The 18,980-nt window shown below is 71.4% G+C and carries 13 protein-coding genes; 2 read left to right on the top strand and 11 right to left on the bottom strand.

Annotation, left to right across the window (positions count from 1 at the left end):
* The first annotated feature begins 188 nt into the window (after window positions 1-188).
* Window positions 189-1,463 (top strand): kynureninase, encoded by a 1,275-nt coding sequence (locus tag ACYVK7_RS03020; RefSeq protein ID WP_460886193.1) that lies wholly within the window; start codon window positions 189-191, stop codon window positions 1,461-1,463.
* Window positions 1,464-1,515: 52 nt separating this feature from the next.
* Here the strand turns inward: ACYVK7_RS03020 and ACYVK7_RS03015 are convergent, their stop codons facing one another.
* The 11 genes from ACYVK7_RS03015 to ACYVK7_RS02965 all read right to left on the bottom strand — a co-directional run bounded on the left by ACYVK7_RS03015 (window position 1,516) and on the right by ACYVK7_RS02965 (window position 17,319).
* Complete coding sequence (locus ACYVK7_RS03015) at window positions 1,516-3,168, bottom strand: AMP-binding protein (protein ID WP_460886192.1); 1,653 nt, start codon at window positions 3,166-3,168, stop codon at window positions 1,516-1,518.
* 87 nt (window positions 3,169-3,255) lie between these two features.
* Window positions 3,256-4,044, bottom strand: coding sequence for a serine hydrolase (locus ACYVK7_RS03010; RefSeq protein ID WP_460886191.1), 789 nt, complete (start codon window positions 4,042-4,044; stop codon window positions 3,256-3,258).
* Between the two features lie 57 nt (window positions 4,045-4,101).
* Window positions 4,102-4,815 (bottom strand): type 1 glutamine amidotransferase, encoded by a 714-nt coding sequence (locus tag ACYVK7_RS03005; protein WP_460886190.1) that lies wholly within the window; start codon window positions 4,813-4,815, stop codon window positions 4,102-4,104.
* On the bottom strand, window positions 4,812-6,023 hold the full coding sequence (locus tag ACYVK7_RS03000) for an ABC transporter ATP-binding protein (RefSeq protein WP_460886189.1): 1,212 nt from the start codon (window positions 6,021-6,023) through the stop codon (window positions 4,812-4,814). Before ACYVK7_RS03000 ends, ACYVK7_RS03005 begins: the two co-directional genes overlap by 4 nt.
* Complete coding sequence (locus ACYVK7_RS02995; RefSeq protein WP_460886188.1) at window positions 6,016-7,128, bottom strand: ABC transporter ATP-binding protein; 1,113 nt, start codon at window positions 7,126-7,128, stop codon at window positions 6,016-6,018. The genes ACYVK7_RS03000 and ACYVK7_RS02995 overlap by 8 nt, the downstream gene beginning before the upstream one ends.
* Complete coding sequence (locus tag ACYVK7_RS02990) at window positions 7,125-8,054, bottom strand: ABC transporter permease (RefSeq protein WP_460886187.1); 930 nt, start codon at window positions 8,052-8,054, stop codon at window positions 7,125-7,127. Before ACYVK7_RS02990 ends, ACYVK7_RS02995 begins: the two co-directional genes overlap by 4 nt.
* Complete coding sequence (locus tag ACYVK7_RS02985; protein WP_460886186.1) at window positions 8,047-9,051, bottom strand: ABC transporter permease; 1,005 nt, start codon at window positions 9,049-9,051, stop codon at window positions 8,047-8,049. The genes ACYVK7_RS02990 and ACYVK7_RS02985 overlap by 8 nt, the downstream gene beginning before the upstream one ends.
* A gap of 91 nt (window positions 9,052-9,142) precedes the next feature.
* Window positions 9,143-10,642, bottom strand: coding sequence for a peptide ABC transporter substrate-binding protein (locus ACYVK7_RS02980; protein WP_460886185.1), 1,500 nt, complete (start codon window positions 10,640-10,642; stop codon window positions 9,143-9,145).
* Between the two features lie 437 nt (window positions 10,643-11,079).
* Window positions 11,080-14,724, bottom strand: a complete 3,645-nt coding sequence (locus tag ACYVK7_RS02975) for an endo-1,4-beta-xylanase (protein ID WP_460886184.1) — start codon at window positions 14,722-14,724, stop codon at window positions 11,080-11,082.
* A 413-nt stretch (window positions 14,725-15,137) separates the two neighbouring features.
* Complete coding sequence (locus ACYVK7_RS02970) at window positions 15,138-15,812, bottom strand: ABC transporter ATP-binding protein (protein ID WP_460886183.1); 675 nt, start codon at window positions 15,810-15,812, stop codon at window positions 15,138-15,140.
* A 16-nt stretch (window positions 15,813-15,828) separates the two neighbouring features.
* On the bottom strand, window positions 15,829-17,319 hold the full coding sequence (locus ACYVK7_RS02965; RefSeq protein WP_460886182.1) for an ABC transporter permease: 1,491 nt from the start codon (window positions 17,317-17,319) through the stop codon (window positions 15,829-15,831).
* A 333-nt stretch (window positions 17,320-17,652) separates the two neighbouring features.
* On the opposite strand from ACYVK7_RS02965, the gene eno reads away from it, so the two are divergent.
* Complete coding sequence (gene eno, locus ACYVK7_RS02960; RefSeq protein WP_460886181.1) at window positions 17,653-18,933, top strand: phosphopyruvate hydratase; 1,281 nt, start codon at window positions 17,653-17,655, stop codon at window positions 18,931-18,933.
* The last annotated feature ends 47 nt before the right edge of the window (window positions 18,934-18,980 follow it).

Below are 18,980 nucleotides of genomic sequence, written 5' to 3'. Positions count from 1 at the left end.
GATGGAACTTCGGTACTTGCTACCTGCTGTTAATAAAAGTGCATGATTCTGTCGAGTTTTTGCAGGCGTGGTGGCACGGACATTACTGACGCCGCAGCGTGGGCGCAAGGGTTCGACTGCACGGACCGGTTCAGGCCGTGCTGTTCAGGACGTACGCTCGGGCCGAAGCCGAGCGACCTGGAGCACCTGTGACCGATCCCGCTGCACCCGCCGACCTGGACCTGTCCGTCAGCCTGCCCGCTTATCTGCCCGCCGAGCTGCGCGAGCGGGCCGCCGCGCTTGACGCGGCCGATCCCCTGGCCCGGTACCGCGACCTCTTCGTCCCGAGCGAGGGCCTGATCGCCTACCTTGACGGCAACTCGCTCGGCCGGCCGCTGGCCGCGACCCGCGAGCGGCTGGCGTCCTTCGTGGACGGGCCGTGGGCCGCACGCCTGATCCGGTCCTGGGACGAGGGCTGGATGGACGCGCCGACCGAGCTCGGTGACACCCTCGGCCGGGCCGTCCTGGGTGCCGCGCCGGGGCAGACCGTCGTCGCGGACTCGACGACGGTGCTGCTCTACAAGCTGGCCCGCGCCGCCGTCGACGCCCGGCCGGGGCGCCGCGTGATCGTCGCCGACACGGAGAACTTCCCCACGGATCGGTTCGTGCTGCAGGGCATCGCCGCCGAGCGCGGCCTGGAGCTGCGCTGGATCACGCCCGACGCCGAGGCGGGCGTGACACCGCAGGACGTCGCGGCCGCCGTCGGACAGGACACGGCCCTGGTGCTGCTCAGCCACGTCGCGTACAAGTCCGGCTACGTCGCCGACCTCCCCGCGATCACGCGGATCGTGCACGACGCCGGGGCGCTCGTCCTGTGGGACCTCTGCCACTCCGCGGGCTCGGTGCCCCTGGACCTGGACGCGGACGGCGTGGACATCGCCGTCGGCTGCACGTACAAGTACCTGAACGGCGGGCCGGGCTCGCCCGCCTTCGCCTACCTCGCCGCCGGTCTGCAGAACGAGGTGCGTCAGCCGGTCCAGGGCTGGATGGGGGCCGCCGACCCGTTCGCGATGGGGCCCGAGTACGAGCCCGCCACCGGGATCCGCCAGCTCATCAGCGGCACTCCGCCGGTGATCGGGATGCTGCCGATGCGCGACATGCTCGAGCTCGTCGAGGAGGCGGGGATGCCGGCCGTGCGCGCGAAGTCGCTGGCGCTGACCGGTTTCGCGATGGAGATCGCCGACGAGTACCTGACCGGCGTCCGGGTCGCCTCTCCGCGCGACCCGGAGCGCCGGGGGAGCCACATCATGCTCGACCACCCGGACTTCAAGCGTGTGGTCGCGCAGGCCTGGGAGCGCGGGGTGGTGCCGGACTTCCGCCCGCCCCAGGGCCTGCGCGTCGGCCTGTCCCCGCTGAGCACGAGCTTCGCAGAGGTGGCGGCAGGCCTCTGGCAGATCCGCACCCTCCTACCCACCCCTCGTTGAGTGCTGGGTTCTTGCCCTGTCAAAACGTTTCGACAGGGCAAGAACCCAGCACTCAACGAGAAGGGGGTGTGGGGAGGGCTCGGCGGAGGACCTTGCCTGTCGGGTTGCGGGGGAGCTCCGGGAGGAAGAAGACGTCGCGGGGGAGCCCGAAGCGCGGCAGCCGGTCGCGGAGGCGGTCGACCAGGGTCTCGGCGGTGAGCGTCGCCCCGTCCTGCAGCACCACGTACGCGGCGAACCGGTTGCCGAACGTCTCGTCGGGCACGCCGAAGACGGCGACGTCCGCGACCTCCGGCATGGCGGTGATCGCGTCTTCCACGGGGCGCGGAAAGACGTTCTCGCCGCCAGAGACGATCATGTCGTCGGCCCTGCCCTCCACGTAGAGGCGGCCCTCCGTGTCGAGGCGGCCACGGTCCCCTGTGGCCATGAGGTCGCCGAACATCGGCTTGCCGGTGCCGTTCGTGTAGCCCTCGAACAGCATGCCGTTGCCCACGCAGATCTGGCCGACGGCGCCGCGCGGCACCGGCCGGCCGTCGTCGTCCAGGATGCCGATGCGGGTGCCCAGGGGCGGGCGTCCCGCCGTCGTCGGCTCCGCGGCCAGGTCCTCCGGCGTGGAGATCGAGGCCCACGAGGCCTCGGTGGAGCCGTACAGGCCGTAGAGGACGGGGCCGAACTCGGCGAGGAACTGGGTGATCCGGGCGGCTGGCATGGCCGAGCCGGAGTAGGCGACGACGCGGAGCGACGACGTGTCGTACCTCGCCCGCACCTCTGGCGGCAGGTCGAGGATGCGCTGCAGCATGACAGGCACCGCGATCAGCGCGGTCACCCGTCGCTCCTCGATCGTCCGGAGTACCTGCTCGGGATCGAACCGGCGCTGCAGGACCAGCTCCGCGTGCAGTGCCATGCCGAGCTGCAGGGCGGCGAGCCCCCAGGTGTGGAAGATCGGCGTGGCGATCATCATCCGGTCGCCGGTCCGGAGCGGGATGACGGACAGCAGCGACGCCGCCTCGCTCAGCCCGTGCGGTTGCGGACGGCGCGCCCCCTTGGGCGTGCTCGTGGTGCCGGACGTCATGACGACCGTCCTGCCCGGCCGCTCCGGGACGGGCACCCGGGTCGAGGCGCCCGAGGCGATGAGGGTGTCGAGGTCGGAGGCGCCTTCGTCGGTCCAGGTGTCGCGGGCCCGGAGCCCGGCCGGCAGGTCCGGCTGCTTGTCGAGGAACTCCTGGTCCGCGAGGAAGAGGGCCGGCTGCTGCTCGGCAACGATGGCCGAGACCTGCACGGGGGACAGGCCGGAGTTGAACAGCAGCGTGGTGGCGCCGAGCTTGGCCAGCGCCACCATGGTCTCGATGAGTCCGCCGTGGTTGCGGCACATCAGGCCGACGGGGGTGCCGACGCCGATCCCCAGGGCCGCGAGGGCGTTGGCGAGCCGGTCGGTGCGGTCGTCGAGCTCGCCGAACGACGAGCTCCGCCGCTCGTCCACGACCGCTGTCTGGTGCGGGGCGCGCACGGCGCTGGCGCGGTAGCCGCCCGCGATGGACGGGCCCCAGGTGATGAGCTGCCAGATCGCGCCGACATCCCGGTGCACGCGGAGGCCGGGGGCGAGGACGCCCGACCGCACGAGATGGAAGCCCTGGTTGAACAGGTTCTCCCTGCGGTCGACCTGCACCAGGCTGCCGGGTCGGGTCTGTGTCGCGCCGGTGGTCAGCACGTTGCCTCCTTTGGCTCGCCGCTATTGCAGACGCATTCAATAGCAAACGGATGCGCGAGGCAACCCCGCCGGTGCTGGAGGGGAGGGCTACGCGAGAGCGAGGGCCAGGGCGCCCAGAGCCTTGAGGGTCTCCTCGGCGGCCCGCTCGTCGTAGCCACGGGTGCACACGGAGACCACCAGGGTGTCCGGGCCCGGCTCGCCCACGAACGCGACGTCGTGCCTGATGCCGTCCACCCACCCGGACTTGGATCCGAACGGGACACCGTGCGGTACCGAGGCCGTGAGCTGGCGATCGGTCTGGCGGCCGAGCAGCTCGCACATCCAGGCGGTCCGTTCCGGGCCCGCGAGCTTCCCGGCCACCACGGCCGACATGAGCAGGCACAGGTCGGCCGCCGTCGTCCGGTGCGAGGCTCCCGCCTCTTCCGCGGCCAGGTCCGAGTACTTGCGGCCGAAGACCGAGCCGGTCGCACCGGCGTCGGCGAGGACCTTGTTCACGGCGGGCAGCCCCACCCGGTCGGCGACCATGTTGGTCGCCTCGTTGGACGAGACGGTGATCATGCGTTCGACGACGTCGCCCAGCGGCATCGGGGTGCCGTCCGGCGGGAGCCCGTCGTCCACGTCGTCGGGCTCGATGGTGTACTCGCCCGCTCCGGGCACCTGTGACGTGAAGGTGCGGGTCGCGGTGCAGACCTCGTCGAGGCTCGCCGTCCCGGCGTCGAGCTCACGCGCCGCGGCGACCAGCACCGCGAGCTTCACGGTGGAGGCGGCGTAGAAGTCCAGGTGGTCCTGGCGTGCGGCCAGCACCTCACCCGACGCCCTGGCGATCCGGTAGGCCACCACCGGGATCCCGTCGCTGTGCGTTCCTGTCGACACCATGTCCTGGCTCCTTGCGTCGGTTGGTTCGGCGGCGCCGGTACGCGGTCCTGGCGCCGGCTACTTCGCGTGCTCGTGGACGACGTCGGCCCAGGCCCGGGCGAGCGCACGCGACTGCGCCTCGTTCTCGGCAGCGTGGACCATCGCCGCCTCGGCCAGCGCGGCCCGGTCGATGCCCTGTTCCGACAGCGCGGCCTCGTCCCACGTGGCCACGCGCTCCGGACGGGCCTCGGGGTGGAACTGCAGGCCCCACGCCACGTCGCCCACGCGGAAGGCCTGGATCGGGCAGTCCCCGCTCGAGACCAGCAGCGTCGCCGACGGCGGGAGGGCGGTCACCGAGTCCTCGTGGTTCTCGATCATCCACAGCGGCTCGTCCGGCACACCCGGCAGGTCACCGAAGACCCGGTCGCGGGACGCCGCGGGAAGCACGGTGAGCGGGCACATGCCGCGCTCGGTCTCGCCCGACCGGGCGGTCACGTCACCGCCCGTGACGTGCGCCAGCAGCTGGCCGCCGAGGCACAGGCCGAGCAGCGGCACACCGTCGGCGAGCGCCTGGGTGGTCAGCCGCCGCTCGCGGGCGAGGAACGGGTGGTTCGTGTCGTCGTCCGGCATGAAGCCCCCGCCGAGCAGCACGACGCCGGCGAACCCCTCCAGGCTCTCGGGAAGCTCCGCACCGGGGGTGAGGACAGGTTCGAGGCCGGCTTCGGGAAGCCACTGTTCGAGCCGGCCCATCAGGCTGGTGGGCGAGTTCAGGACAACCAGGACACGCGTCATGCGTCGACCCTAGGTGCCACCAGCTCTCGCGCGAAGTGGCAGGCCACCACGTGGTCAGCGGCGGCCGGCTCTGCGCCGGCAGCGCCGACAGCGCGCGAGGATCCCGCGGCGCGGCGCGCGACCAGTGCCGGCTGCTCGGTCTCGCACACCGTCGGGACCGGGCGAACGCCGCCGCCAGGGTGGCCGGTCGGGTCTCCGGACGCACTCGAGTCCCGGTGCGCCTCCGGCAGCGTCGGGGCGAGCCAGCAGCGGGTGTGGAACGGGCAGCCGGACGGCGGGTCGACCGGAGAGGGCGGGTCGCCCTCCAGGACGATCGCGCCGACGGCGCGCACCGCGCTGCCGGGTTCGGCCGTGCCGGCGGCTCGGGGTGCGCCCGCCCCGGTGGCCGGGGTGCCCGCCGTGACCAGCCGGACGGACGGGTCGGGCACGGGCACCGCCGACAGCAGCGCTTGCGTGTACGGGTGCTGGGCCGCGTCGTACACGCCGGCCTCCGGCCCCTGCTCGACGATGCGACCGAGGTACATCACCGCGACGTCGTGGGCGATGTGCCGCACCACGCCCAGGTCGTGCGCCACGAACAGGTACGACAGGCCCAGCTCGGCCTGGAGGTCCTCCAGGAGGTTGATGACCTGGCCCTGCACCGAGACGTCCAGCGCGGAGACGGGTTCGTCGCACACCAGGATCTTGGGTCGCAGCGCGAGAGCGCGGGCGATCCCGACGCGCTGCCGCTGGCCGCCCGAGAACTGGTGCGGGTAACGGTTCGCATGGTCGGGTTCGAGGCCGACGAGCTCCAGCAGCTCGCCCACGGCGGCCCGTCGTCCGCCCGCGGGGTCGATGCCGTGGATCGCGAACGGCTCGCCCACGATCTCGCTCACCGACATCCGCGGGTTCAGCGACGTGTACGGGTCCTGGAACACCATCTGCACGTCGCGGCGGAGCTGCTTGCGGCCCGCGCGGGACAGGTGCAGCACGTCCTCACCGTCCACGAGCACCTGGCCGCTGGTCGGCCGCTCGATACCGACGAGTACCCGGGCGAGCGTCGACTTGCCGGAGCCGGACTCGCCCACCAGGCCCAGGGTGCGGCCCCGGTCCAGGCGCAGCGAGACGCCGTCGACGGCCTTCACCGAGGCGACGGAACGGCGGAACAGGCCGTTGCGCACGGGGTAGTGCTTGACGAGGTCGCGCACCTCGAGCACGGGGTCAGTCATCGTGGCCTCCGGTGTCGGTGTCGGTACCCGCGCCGTCGTCGGCCGCCGGGTCCCTGCCCGCCATGATGTCCGCGGCGAAGTGGCACGCCGACATCCGGCCCTCTGCCGGGACAGCCGCGGGCGGCACGACGGTGCGGCAGACGTCGCGGACCGCGTCGCAGCGCGGGTGGAACGGGCAGCCCGCCGGCACCGCCGCAGGGCTGGGCGGGCGGCCCGGGATCACGGACAGCCGTCCGGTGCCCGACGCCGAGGGGATCGACCGCAGGAGCGCACGCGTGTAGGGGTGCGCCGGCGTCGTGTAGACGGGCCCGACGGGTGCCTGCTCGACGGCGGTCCCTGAGTACATGACCGTGACGTCGTCGGCGACGCCTGCCACGACGCCCAGGTCGTGCGTGATGAGCACGAGGCCCATCTGCCGCTCCGCCTGGATCTCGGCGAGGAGCCGCAGCACCTGCGCCTGCACCGTGACGTCGAGGGCCGTGGTGGGCTCGTCCGCGATGAGCACGTCAGGGTCCATCGCCAGAGCCGAGGCGATCATGACGCGCTGGCGCATGCCGCCCGAGAACTGGTGGGGGTACTCCTTGACGCGGGCCCTGGCGTTCGGCACCTTGACGAGGTCGAGCAGCTCGACGGCGCGCTTGCGGGCGTCGGTCCGCGACATCCCGCGTCGCGCCCTGAGCGCCTCCGTGAGCTGGTAGCCCACGGTGTGTACCGGATTCAGTGCCGCCAGGGCGTCCTGGAACACCATCGCCACCTGGTCGCCGCAGCGCGCGCGGTGCTCCTTGCGGCTCAGGCCGAGCAGGTCGGTGCCGGCCAGGCGGACGCTACCGCGCGTGACGCGCGCCGTGTCCGGGAGCAGGCCCAGCACGGCCAGCGACGAGACGGACTTGCCCGAGCCGGACTCGCCCACGATCGCGAGGGTGCGGCCGGCCTCGACCCGGTACGACAGCCCGTCGACGGCCAGGACCCGGCCTGCCGCGGTACGGAACTCGACGGCGAGATCGCTGACCTCGAGCAGGGCGCCGCCCGACGCCGCGCCGCTCGACGCCGCGCCGGGGGCCGAGTCCGAGGCGCCGTTCGGGACCGGCCTCGTGACGGCGCTCATGCCGTGAGCCTCGGGTCGAGGGCGTCGCGCAGGGCGTCGCCGAGCACCACCAGTGCGAGCACGGTCGCGACCAGGCAGATCAGGGGCGCGAGGAGGATGTGCGGGGCGCCGCCGAGCACCCACTGCGAGCCCTGCTCGATCTGGATGCCCCAGCTCGTCGCGGGCGGGCGCACCCCGATGCCCAGGAAGGACAGCACGGCCTCGGCGCTGATCACGCCGGCCACCGACGTGGGCAGCAGCGCGGTGACCGTCCCGATCGCGTTCGGCAGCACGTGCCGCACCATGACGCGCAGGTCGGAGGCGCCGAGGGAGCGGGCGGCGGTGACGTAGTCAAGGTTCTTGGCCTCCAGGGTGCTGGCCCGGACGTACCGGGCGTACGGCATCCAGCCGAAGAGGATGAGCACGACGGCGGGCAGCAGGATCACGTTGAACGTCCCCGCACCCAGGTCGATCCCCTTGAACAGGGAGAGCACCAGCAGGGCGGCCAGCAGCAGCGGGATCACGAGGAACACCTCGACGGTCCGCGAGACCAGGTAGTCCACCCAGCCGAGGTAGTACCCGGCGAGCAGGCCGAGCGTGACACCGATGACCAGCGAGACGCCGACCACGACGACCGCCAGCAGCAGCGACGGCCGCACGCCGTGCACCATCGTGGCCAGCACGTCGCACCCGAGCGCGTCGGTGCCGAGGGGGTGGTCGCCGCCCCAGCCCTGCGGGTCGGTGCGCGCCTCCCTGATGGGGCACGACCGCGGGCTCGTCGTGGTGAAGAGCCGGGGGAAGGCCGCCATCACCGCGAAGAGCAGGAGGACGGCGGTCGCGATGATGGTGTCGGGCCGGCGGCGCAGCGTGCGCCAGGCCTCGGCGAGCGGGTTCGACGGCCCTCCGGCCGGCCCCGCCGTCGGCGTGGGGGTGGCTGCGTCACTCATAGCGGATCCTCGGGTCGAGCAGGGCGTAGGCGATGTCGACGACGATCATCACGACGACGGTCACGGCGGCCAGCAGGGTCACGATGCCGAGCACGAGGCCGACGTCGTCGTCCCGCACGGCACCCCACAGGACGCCGCCCATCCCGTAGATGTTCATCAGGCCCTCGGTGATCACGGCCCCGCCCAGGGCCTCGGTGAAGGTCAGGCCGACGGCGGTCACGACGGGCACCGACGAGTTGCGCACCACGTGGTGCACCACGACGTGCCGCTCGCCGAGCCCCTTCGAGCGGGCGGTGCGCACGTGGTCGCCCTGGTAGGACTCGAGCTGGCCCGCGCGGACCAGGCGGATGAACGCCGCCGACCCGGCGAGGCCGAGCAGGATGCCCGGCACGAGGACGGTGGCCCACGGGTGCTCGGGGTCGAACGACGGCTTGAACCAGTAGGGGGGCCAGCTGTTCTCGCCGAAGGTCCGCTCGGCCCACCCGTTCAGCGGTACGGCGACGACGTAGCGGTAGACGATCAGCAGCACGAAGACGGGGAACGCGTCGATGAGCACCGAGGTGAGCCGGATGCCGTGGTCGCTGGGCGAGCCGCGCCAGCGCGCGGCGACGGAGCCGAGCACCATGCCGAGGGCGAGCCAGGTGACCAGGACGACGCAGAAGAGGCGGATCGTGTTCGGCGCCGCCGCGGCGACGATGTCCGAGACCTCACGGCCGCGCAGGTTGGTGCCGAAGTCGCCCTGTGCGTACTGGCCGAGGCGTTCCACGAACGGGCCGACGCACGGGTTGCCGACCTGGTCGAAGCAGGGGTCGTCGAGGTTGAAGCGCTGCTCGACGGCGGCGATCTGCGCCGGCGTCGCGACCTTGTCCCCGAAGAACGCCTGCGCCGGGTTGCCGTTGAGCTGGATGGCGACGGTCGTGAGCAGATGCAGCAGCAGCATCACGAGGAGCAGCGTGCCGACCGCCTGCAGCACACGCCTGAGGATGTAGCGACCCATGGTTTCCTTCGGGTGGTACTGATCTGTCACGTGTCAGACGTACAGATCACCGGGGTGACCTGTACGTCTGACACAGAGCGGGGTGGGTCGGTTACTCCGCGATCTCGATCTCGCGCAGGATCGGCGCGCCCGAGAACGGGTTGAGCTGCACGTTCTCCAGCCGGTCGCTGTAGTACGTCGCGCTGAAGCTCCAGGTGAACGGGATCGTCGGGAACTCGTCGGCGAGGATGCCCTCCGCCTCCTGGTAGAGCGCCACCGCGTCGTCGAGCGTCGGCGCGGCGTCCGCCTCGTCGAGCTTGTCCTCGAACTTCTTGCTGTACCAGCCGAACTGGCTGTCCTTCGCCGAGCCGGAAGCGTAGAACCTGAGGTAGTTCTCGTTCAGCGGGTAGTCGGGGAACCAGTTGTTCCGGAACATGCCGTCATAGCCCTGTGCGGCCCGGGTGCTGAAGTAGTCCGGGTCGACGTTGAGCTCGTACGGGATGCCGAGCACCTCCTCGATCGAGTTGCCGATCGCGGTGAAGCGCTCCACCTCTGCCTCGTCGTCGCCCAGGCTGATCTGCAGCTTCTCGCCCTTGGGCCAGCCGCCCGCCTTCTCGAGCGCCGCCTTGGCGGCCTCCGGGTCGAAGGTGCACCACTCGCAGGTGCCTGCCTCGCCGCCCGGCACGCCGTCGGGGACCACCCAGGAGTCGGCCGGGATCGCCTGGCCGGAGCCGAGCGAGGAGACGATGCCCTCGCGGTCGATCGCCATCGAGATCGCCTTGCGGAACTCCTTGTCGTTCCACGGGCCGTCCGTGTACCCGGAGAAACCGATGTAGGTCAGGGCGGAACCGGGGCGCTCGACGTACCGCTCGGAGAGTTCCGGGTCGTTCTTCGCTGCCTCGACCTCCGCGGTCGGCGGGAACGAGATGTCGATGTCGCCGGACTTGAAGTCGGCCCAGCTCGCGGTCTCACCCGCCGAGTACTCCGTCCAGTGGATCGAGTCGTACTCCGGGGTCTCTTCCAGCGGGTAGTCGGCCCACTTCTCGGCGGTGAGCTCCTGGCCCTGCTGCCAGTCGGTCACCTGGAACGGGCCGTTGCCGATGGGCGCCTTGGCGCACGCTTCGACGTCGTCCAGGCACTCCTGGGCGATCGGGAAGAAGCCGGTGTAGCCGAGCATCGTGGAGAATCCCGCGAACGGGGCGTTCAGCGTGACCTCGAGCGTCAGGTCGTCGACGACCTTCAGGCCGGACAGCTCGTCCGCCGCGCCCTCCTTGACGATCTCGTCGTTCTCGTCGGTCTCGGGCTGCATCTCCTCGTAGCCTTCGACGACGGTGAAGAAGTAGTTGGAGTACAGGCCGTTGTCGCCGTCGGCGGTGTAGTTCCAGGAGCGGGCGAACGCCTCGGCGTCGACGGGCTCGCCGTTCTGGAACGTGAGGTCCGGCTTGATCTTGATGGTCCAGACCGTGTTGTCGTCGCCCGCCTCGATCGACTCGGCCACGTAGTTGTACGGCTCCGTGGTCTCCGGGTCGTACCGGACCAGGCCGTCGTAGACGACGTCCAGCACGCTGATCGGGTCGTAGGACCCGGCATCGCCCGGAAACAGTGTCTCCATGTCCTGGCTGATCCAGGTCTCCAGCGTGACCGGGCCTTCGCTCTGGGACTCGGTGTCGTTCGGGGTGCACCCGGCGACCGTCAGAGCTACGGCGGCACACGCGGCGACCGTCGCGAGCGGGCCTCTTTGTCCAACTCGTGCTTGCCTCACTGCTTGCCTCCCCATGTCGGCTCCCCGATCCGGGGGACGGGGAGGTTTGGACCATATCGCCAGAGCGAGCCGGCTGCGCGAAAACTCGTGTAAACCGTCTGTAACGATTCGTCAGGATCCCTTCGCGAGGACCGGGCAGGAGGTCGCGGGGACGTCGTACGGGAGGATCGCAGCGCCGGGTTTGCCCCGCCCGGAGTTGTTTCCGCCCACTGCCGTACTTGGCGGAAACAACTCCGGTCGCGTCACGGGCCGGCCCTGAGCGCCCTGTCGGGCTCAGCGGCTGCCGTTCAGCACACGCCGAGGTCCTGCCACGGCCCCCACGGTGCGCCGCCCGGCTCCTGGTTGCGGCTGTACCACGTGGCGGCCCAGCGGTGACCGTCGTGGACGGCCGTCTCGCCCTCGTCGTACCGCCACGACGAGGTCCACGCGGGATACGTGCCGTCCGCGCAGGCCGTCGGGCTGCCGACCTCGGCCCACGGCCCCCAGGGCGTCGCACCGGGACGCTGGTCCCGCGTCCACCACAGCGCGCTGTACACGGCGCCCGCGTGGGCGACCTGGTCGCCCGCCCGGTACACGGTGTCCGCCGACCAGGCGGGAACGGGCAGACCCACGAGCTGCCCCACGCCCCACCGGGCGGTGGACTGGTAGCCGGCCCCGGTCGGGTCGGCCCAGTTGCGGATGGCGGTCCGCGCGCCGTCGGCCGCGTCGTTGACCTGGAAGTCCAGGCCGTGGAACGTGCCGAGCCCGCCGTAGGACAGCAGGTCGACGGACGCCTCGACGCGGTACCCGCCGTCGGTCAGCGTGGTAGCGCTCGCCACCCGTGCGCGCTGCGCCGCCTCGTCGCCCGTGCCGAAGGACACGGCGTTCTGCGCCGAGATGCGGATCTGCGTGTCGTCGGCCCGGTACCCGCCGTTCTTCGCGTTGCCCCCGTCCACATAGATCTCCACGGAGTCCTGGATCCACGGGTCGGACCCCGAGACGTCGACCACGGCGTCCGCGACGTCGGCCAGGACGTACAGCGACCCCTCGTGCCACAGGGTGCTGACGGTGGCGACCGCCCCGCCCGAGCCCTCGACCTCCTTGGTGGTGGTCACCACGCCTGCCGAAGCCCACAGGTCCTCGACCTCTCCGTCGACCACCGGTGCCTCGACGGCCTCGGGGACCTCCAGGTACGACAGCTCCTCGACCGGCGTCAGGGTGCCGAGCGCGCCAGGGGTGTTCCACGAAGACGTCGCGTCACCGCTGGTCACGCGGGCATCGAACGCGACCGCGGCGCCTTCTTCCAGAGCGGCCGGCAGGTGCACGACGACGTCGTAGCCGCCCTCCCGCTCGGCCACCACGGCCGCAGCGCCCTCCGCGCCGCCGGTCACCGAACCGTCCCGGCCCACGACGTACTCGTCCGCGTCGGCCCCGTCGCCCAGCACCAGCGTGACCGCGTCGCCCGCAGCCGCGTCGGCGTCGTCCACCGAGACGAACGCCGTCAGGTGATCGGGCGCCCAGCGCAGCTGGAAGGCGGTCTCTCCGCCGACCGGCGCGTCGAACGTGTGCCGCGGCAGCCGGTCCCACACCGGGGAACTCGTCGCCGCACCGTCCAGCGGCACGTCACCCGCGAACACGTTCGCGGTGCGCAGGCGCGCGGGCAGGTCGGCGCCCACCGCGCCGTAGTAGGCGGGCTTCGCCTGGTACCGGTCGTCGAAGATCAGCGGCGCCCCGCTGTCCACCCGCCACGACCGCCCGTCCGTCAGCCCCCACGCCGTCACGCAGAACAGGTCGCCCGCGTGCGCGCGAAACACCTCGAACGCATCCCGGAAGTAGTAGCCCTGGTCGATCAGCCTGGCCTCGGTCACCGGAGTGCCCGTGGTGACGTCCAGCTCCGTCACGGCCTGCGTCACCGGCAGGTCCGCGAAGCGCTCGAGGGCCGTCTCCAGCGCGCTCACCGGCATGGCGAGGGACACGTGGAACTGGTGCCCCACCCCGTCCACCGGCACCCCGCGCTCCAGCAGTCGCCCCACCAGGGCGCGGTACCGGTCCTGCTTGCCGCCCTGCTCCGTGTTGTAGTCGTTGATGAACAGCGTCACCGGCCGTTCCGCGACCGTGTCGGACGGCGCCGCGGCGTACGTCTCGTTGAACGCCTCGTCCGCGTACCGGAACGCCAGGTCGATGAACTCCTCGCCCAGGATCCGGAACCACTCGCTGCGCCGCAGGCCGTCCGCGTTCTCGCCGCCGTCGGACACGACCTCGTTGACCACGTCGAACGCGACCAGCGGGTTGGTGTCCGAACCGAACGGGCCGTAGTCGGCACTCAGGTTCTCCGCGATGCCGAACACGTGGGTGCGCAGGCGCTCGCGGAGGGCCGCCCGGCCCGCCTCGTCAGCGGCGAGCGGCTCGCCGGCGTCGTTCTGGAAGAACCAGTCGGGGGTCTGGCTGTGCCACACCAGGACGTGGCCGTAGACGCGAAGGTCGTTCGCCTGCGCGAAGTCCATGAGCGCCGTCGCCTCGGGATGGCGGCGGAACGCGCCGTCGGCGTCGTACCAGGCCTCGGGCTTCATGTGGTTCTCGGGCGTGATCTGGCCGAAGTGGCGGTCCAGGAGCTCCGCGGCCGTGCCCGACGTCTCGCGGCTGTCGATCGCGACGCCCACCGGGAAGTCGACGGTCTCCTTGATGCCGGTCAGGTCTTCGATCGACGGGGGCCGAGGGGCGGACACCACGATGTCGTCGATGAGCCAGTCGCTCGTGATGCCCCCGTCGTAGGCGGTCTCGAAGTAGAGCAGCGCGCTCTCGTGGGCCGGCATCGTGAAGGTGGTGGACACCTGGGTCCAGCCGGAGCTCGTGACCCCGGCGAACTGGTCGAGCGTCGCGAAGGTCTGGGCGCCCTCGGCGTCGGTGCTCGCCAGGCTCAGCCAGAGGTCGCCGGCAGCCTGACCCTCGGCATAGCGGACCCACGCCGAGACGTCGTAGGTCACCCCCGCCCGCAGGACTCCGGTGACGTCGCGGCCGATGCCGTCGCCGGTGGCGTCGCGGCCGGTGAGGGCCGCGGACCGGGTCGAGTCGTGCGCGTCCGAGTCGGTGACCGCGAGTGTGAAGTCGGACGTGTCGGTGCCGTAGCGGGGCGCCCAGCCGTCGAGCGTGCCGTCCTCGAAGTCGGTGCTGATCACCGCGCCCGACGCCGGGGGAGTGCCCTGCGGGAACGTGAACTCCCAGCCCGTGGCCAGCCGCTCCGTGACGACGGTCCGTACCGCCGCGAGCGTTCCTGACCGGTCACCGCCGCCGTCGTGCACCAGGACCAGCTCGCCGGGGACCATCGCGGCGCGCAGGTTCGCGGTCAGGGTGTCGACGTCCTGCGTCTCCCAGTCGGCGATGGTGTTCCGCACGGCGAGCGGCTGCATGCCCAGCTCCACGGCGACGCCGGGGGTCACGCCCCACGAGCCGTTCGGCGCGCGCCAGAACGGGACCTTCTGGTTCGGGTCGCCGAGGGCGTCACGGATGATGTCCAGGTTGGCGACGAGGTCGGCGCGCACCTGCTCCTCGGTCCAGGAGCCCATGTCGGCGTAGCCCGTCGAGTGGTTGCACAGCACGTGCCCGTCGGTGACGATCCGGCGCAGGATCGCGGCCCCGCCGTCGGCCTGGATGTTCTGGCCGATGACGCAGAACACCGCCGTGATCTCGTGCTCCGCGAGGAAGTCGAGCAGGGCGGGCGTGGTGCCGGGGTTCGGGCCGTCGTCGAAGGTCAGGGCGGAGACGTCGCCCGTGCCCTCCGCGAGGTACGCGGGCGTGGGTGTCGGGTTGACGGCGCCGCCGGGGACGACGTCGTCGGTGGCGGCGGGGTTTGAGGTGGCGGGATCTGAGCTGGTCACCATGTTGTCGGTCGTGGTCGTGGTCGTGGTCGTGGTCGTGGCGGTCGCCGGTGCGGCGACGAGGGCGACGGCGAGCACCAGGGTCGTGACGCTCGTGCCGGTTGCGGCTGTTAAACGATTTCTGGTCTGAGAACCGCGATGGGTGAAACGATTTCGACTAGGCATGCTGCGCTCCCTTGCGCGTGTCTCCGGTGGGGGCGAACGCCGGAGCGACGGTGCTGCGGCGGACGTAGTGGCAGCGTAGCCAGTAGGGGCGGCGCCGTCGAGAGTCTGCGTCGAGCGCCTCGGCGGACGGGCAGGGCGGGAGTAGGCCAGCGCGCTGGAAGGTCCGCTTCCAGCATGCGGTCCGGCATGGTTCGAGCGACAGAACCATGCCGGACCGCATNGGAAGGTCCGCTTCCAGCATGCGGTCCGGCATGGTTCGAGCGACAGAACCATGCCGGACCGCATGCTGGAAGCGGACCTTCGTCGGTGCCGGGGCCACCGCGCGGTCAGGCCGGGAGCTCCTTCATCGCTCCCTTCGCGATGCGCAGCCGTCGCGGGGTCCGCTTCGCGACCACGGAGTCGTGGGTCACCAGCACGATCGTCAGGCCCTGCTCCTTCCACAGGCCCTCGATGAGGTCGACGATCTCGTCGCGGGTCTCCTCGTCGAGGTTGCCCGTCGGCTCGTCGGCGAGCAGCACCTTCGGGTTCTTCACGAGCGCACGCGCGATGGCGACGCGCTGCTGCTGCCCGCCCGACAGCTCGCCCGGCAGGTGGTCGCCCCGGTCAGCGAGTCCCACCGAGTCCAGCGCGGCGAGCGCGCGCGCCGTACGGCTCTGCCGTGCGAGCCCCGACGGGACGAGCGCCGTCTCCACGTTCTCCGCCGCGGTGAGCGTGGGGATGAGGTTGAAGTTCTGGAACACGAAGCCGATGGTCTGGGCCCTGGCGGCGGTCAGCTGCGCGTCGGTCATGCCGGCGAGGTCCGTGCCGTCGAGTTGGACGCTGCCCGACGTCGGCCGGTCCAGCCCGCCCAGCATCTGCAGCAGCGTGGACTTGCCGCCACCGGTCGGACCCTGGACAGCCACGAGCTCGCCGTCGCCGATGGTCAGGGACACCCCTTTCAGGGCGCGCACCACGCGCCTTCCCTGGCGGTAGGTCTTGGTCAGGTCGTCGATCTGGTACATGGTTCGGATCAGCCTTTCAGGCGAGGGAACGGAGGGCTTCGGCGGGGCGCAGCCTGGCCGCGCGCTGTCCGCCGACGATCCCGGCGAGCAGGCCGCCCAGCACCGCCAGCCCGACGGCGGCGAGGACTATCCACAGGCTCACCGGCGCCTGGAGGACGACGTCGACGGCACTGTCCGCGGCGTCGGCGAGGCCGACGGGGGCGGCGCCGAAGCTGTCACCTGCCGGTGCGGCCCCGCCCCGCACGACACCTCCGGGAGGCTGCTCGCCCGGGCCGCCCATGAAGCCCCCGCCCGACGCGCCGCTCAGCGTGATGCCGGCGAGGTTGACGGCCCAGACGGCCAGCGTCCCGAGCGCGAGGCCCGCGCCACCGCCGATCAGTCCCTGCACCACGGACTCACCGGCGACCTGGCCGACCACGCGGTTCCTGCTCCAGCCGATCGCCTTGAGCGTGCCGAGCTCACGTGTCCGCCGGTTCACCCCCGAGACCGTGAACAGGATCGCGAGGCCGAAGGCCGCCGCGAGCACGATGACGCTCAGCCACGTGCCGAGCGTGGCGATCAGGTCGGACGCCGTGGCGAGCGATCCGGTGACGCCCTCGGCGAGGTCGGACTGGGTGCTCACCGAGGCGTCGGGAACCTCTGCCTCGATGGCGGCGGCGACGGTCTCCACGTTCTCGGCGGAGTCGACCTGGACGTAGACGTCGGTGACCTGGTCGGCGAGGTCGGCGAGCGTCGCGGCGACGGCGAGGGGGACGTAGACGTCGGACGCCGTCGCGACACCCTCGCCGGACGAGGACGCGACGATGCCCACGATCTCCAGGTCCCTGCCGCCCACGGCGATCGTGTCGCCGACGGCGAGGTCCTCCGACGTGGCGTAGGCGCTGTCGACGACGGCGACGTTCTCGTCGTCCGCCTCCAGCGTCCGGCCGTCGGTGACCTCTGCGGTGGTGAGCGGCCCGACGGCGGCGGCCTCCGGGTCCAGGCCGGTCACCGTGAACTGCTCGATCTCGAAGGGAGCGCCGCCGGGCTGGACGTCGTCCCCGCCCGGTTCCGTCGCGCCGCTGTCGCCGCCATCGCCGCTACCGACCGTGGCACCGGGTATCTCGCCGGAGAACGACAGGTTCTGCAGGTCGAGTGCTCCGGCGACCCCGGACACATGGTCGAGCCCGGAGATCTTCTCCAGCGCGGCGGCGTCGAAGGGCATCGCCCCCATCGCGGTTGTGAGGTGGTCCTCCTCGACACGGGTGTCCAGTGCCTCGCCCATGGGGCCGCCGAGCTTGAGCGTCCGGCCGCCTCCCTCCCCCGGTGCGCCGGGGGCTTGCGTGACCGTGATGTCGGTGCCGACGCCGTAGACGGACTCGAGCACCTCGGACTGGGCGTCCTTGACGCCGGTCGAGACCGCGTTGACGACGATGACCAGCGCGATCGCGACCGCGAGACCGATCGCGACCACGACGGTCTGCTTGCGTCGGTTGCGCAGCTCTCTGCGCAGATAGGTGAAGAACATTTCGCTCCTGCCTGGGGTCCGGAGAAGGACGTGCGGACGTTGGTGTCCGCGCGGACCGCCTCGTGGGCGCTGACACCCGGCCCTGGGAACCAGCGAACGGGCGGGGGCGGTGAGCCGTGCGGCGGTCCGCGCCGGACGATCGGAACGCTAGGGAGGCCGACTGTGGTGGGCCTGTCGCCAGCCTGTGGTGACCCTGTGAACCACGGGCGTACGGTGCCGGCGCGGGAGGCGGCGAACGCCGGACCCGCGGACGGTGGACGGTTGCCCGTGCTCTCGGCGGACGTTCTAGGCTGAGGCCGTAACCTCCGAGCAACATCCTTAGAAGGAGATTCCGTGGCTAGCATCGAAGCCGTTGGAGCACGCGAGATCCTCGACTCTCGCGGCAACCCCACCGTGGAGGTAGAGATCGTCCTGGACGACGACACCTTCGCCCGTGCGGCAGTCCCGTCCGGCGCATCGACCGGCGCGTTCGAGGCCGTCGAGCTGCGTGACGGCGACAAGGGTCGTTACCTGGGCAAGGGCGTCGAGAAGGCGGTAGCGGCCGTCAACGACGTGATCGCCCCCGAGCTCGTCGGGTACGACGCCGAGGAGCAGCGCATCGTCGACCAGGCGCTGCTGGACCTGGACGGCACGCCGAACAAGGGCAAGCTGGGCGCCAACGCGATCCTGGGCGTCTCGCTCGCCGTCGCGAAGGCCGCCGCCAAGAGCGCGGGCCTGGACCTGTTCCGCTACGTGGGCGGCCCGAACGCGCACGTGCTGCCCGTGCCGATGATGAACATCCTGAACGGTGGGTCCCACGCGGACTCGAACGTCGACGTCCAGGAGTTCATGGTCGCCCCGATCGGCGCCCCGACGTTCCGTGAGGCGCTGCGCACCGGCACCGAGGTGTACCACTCCCTCAAGTCCGTGCTGAAGGAGAAGGGCCTGGCCACCGGCCTGGGCGACGAGGGTGGCTTCGCGCCCAACCTCGGCAGCAACCGCGAGGCGCTGGACCTGATCCTCGTCGCGATCGAGCGGGCCGGCCTGAAGCCCGGCACCGACGTGGCGCTCGCGCTCGACGTCGCCGCCACGGAGTTCTTCTCCGACGGCGTGTACGCCTTCGAGGGCGGCAAGAAGACCTCGGACGAGATGATCGCGTACTACGAGCAGCTCGTGGCCGACTACCCGCTGGTCTCCATCGAGGACCCGCTGTCCGAGGACGAGTGGGACGCCTGGGGCGGGCTCATGAGCAAGGTCGGCGACAAGGTGCAGATCGTCGGTGACGACCTGTTCGTCACCAACCCCGAGCGCCTCGCCCGCGGCATCGCCGAGAAGTCGGCGAACTCGCTGCTCGTGAAGCTCAACCAGATCGGCTCGCTCACGGAGACGCTGGACGCCGTGACGCTGGCCCAGCGCAACGGCTTCACCACGATGACCTCGCACCGCTCCGGCGAGACCGAGGACACCACCATCGCGGACCTGTCCGTGGCGACCAACGCCGGCCAGATCAAGACCGGTGCCCCCGCCCGCGGCGAGCGGATCGCCAAGTACAACCAGCTGCTGCGTATCGAGGAGGCGCTCGACGAGGGCGGCACCTACGCCGGCCGCTCGGCGTTCCCGCGCTTCCAGGGCTGAGTTCTGGTGCGCCGTCGCTGAGCTGTCAGAGACGCGCGGACGTGTCA

The organism is Promicromonospora xylanilytica (assembly GCF_054782895.1).
Note: the sequence above shows the minus strand (reverse complement) of the source record. Positions and strands in the feature narration are given on the sequence as shown.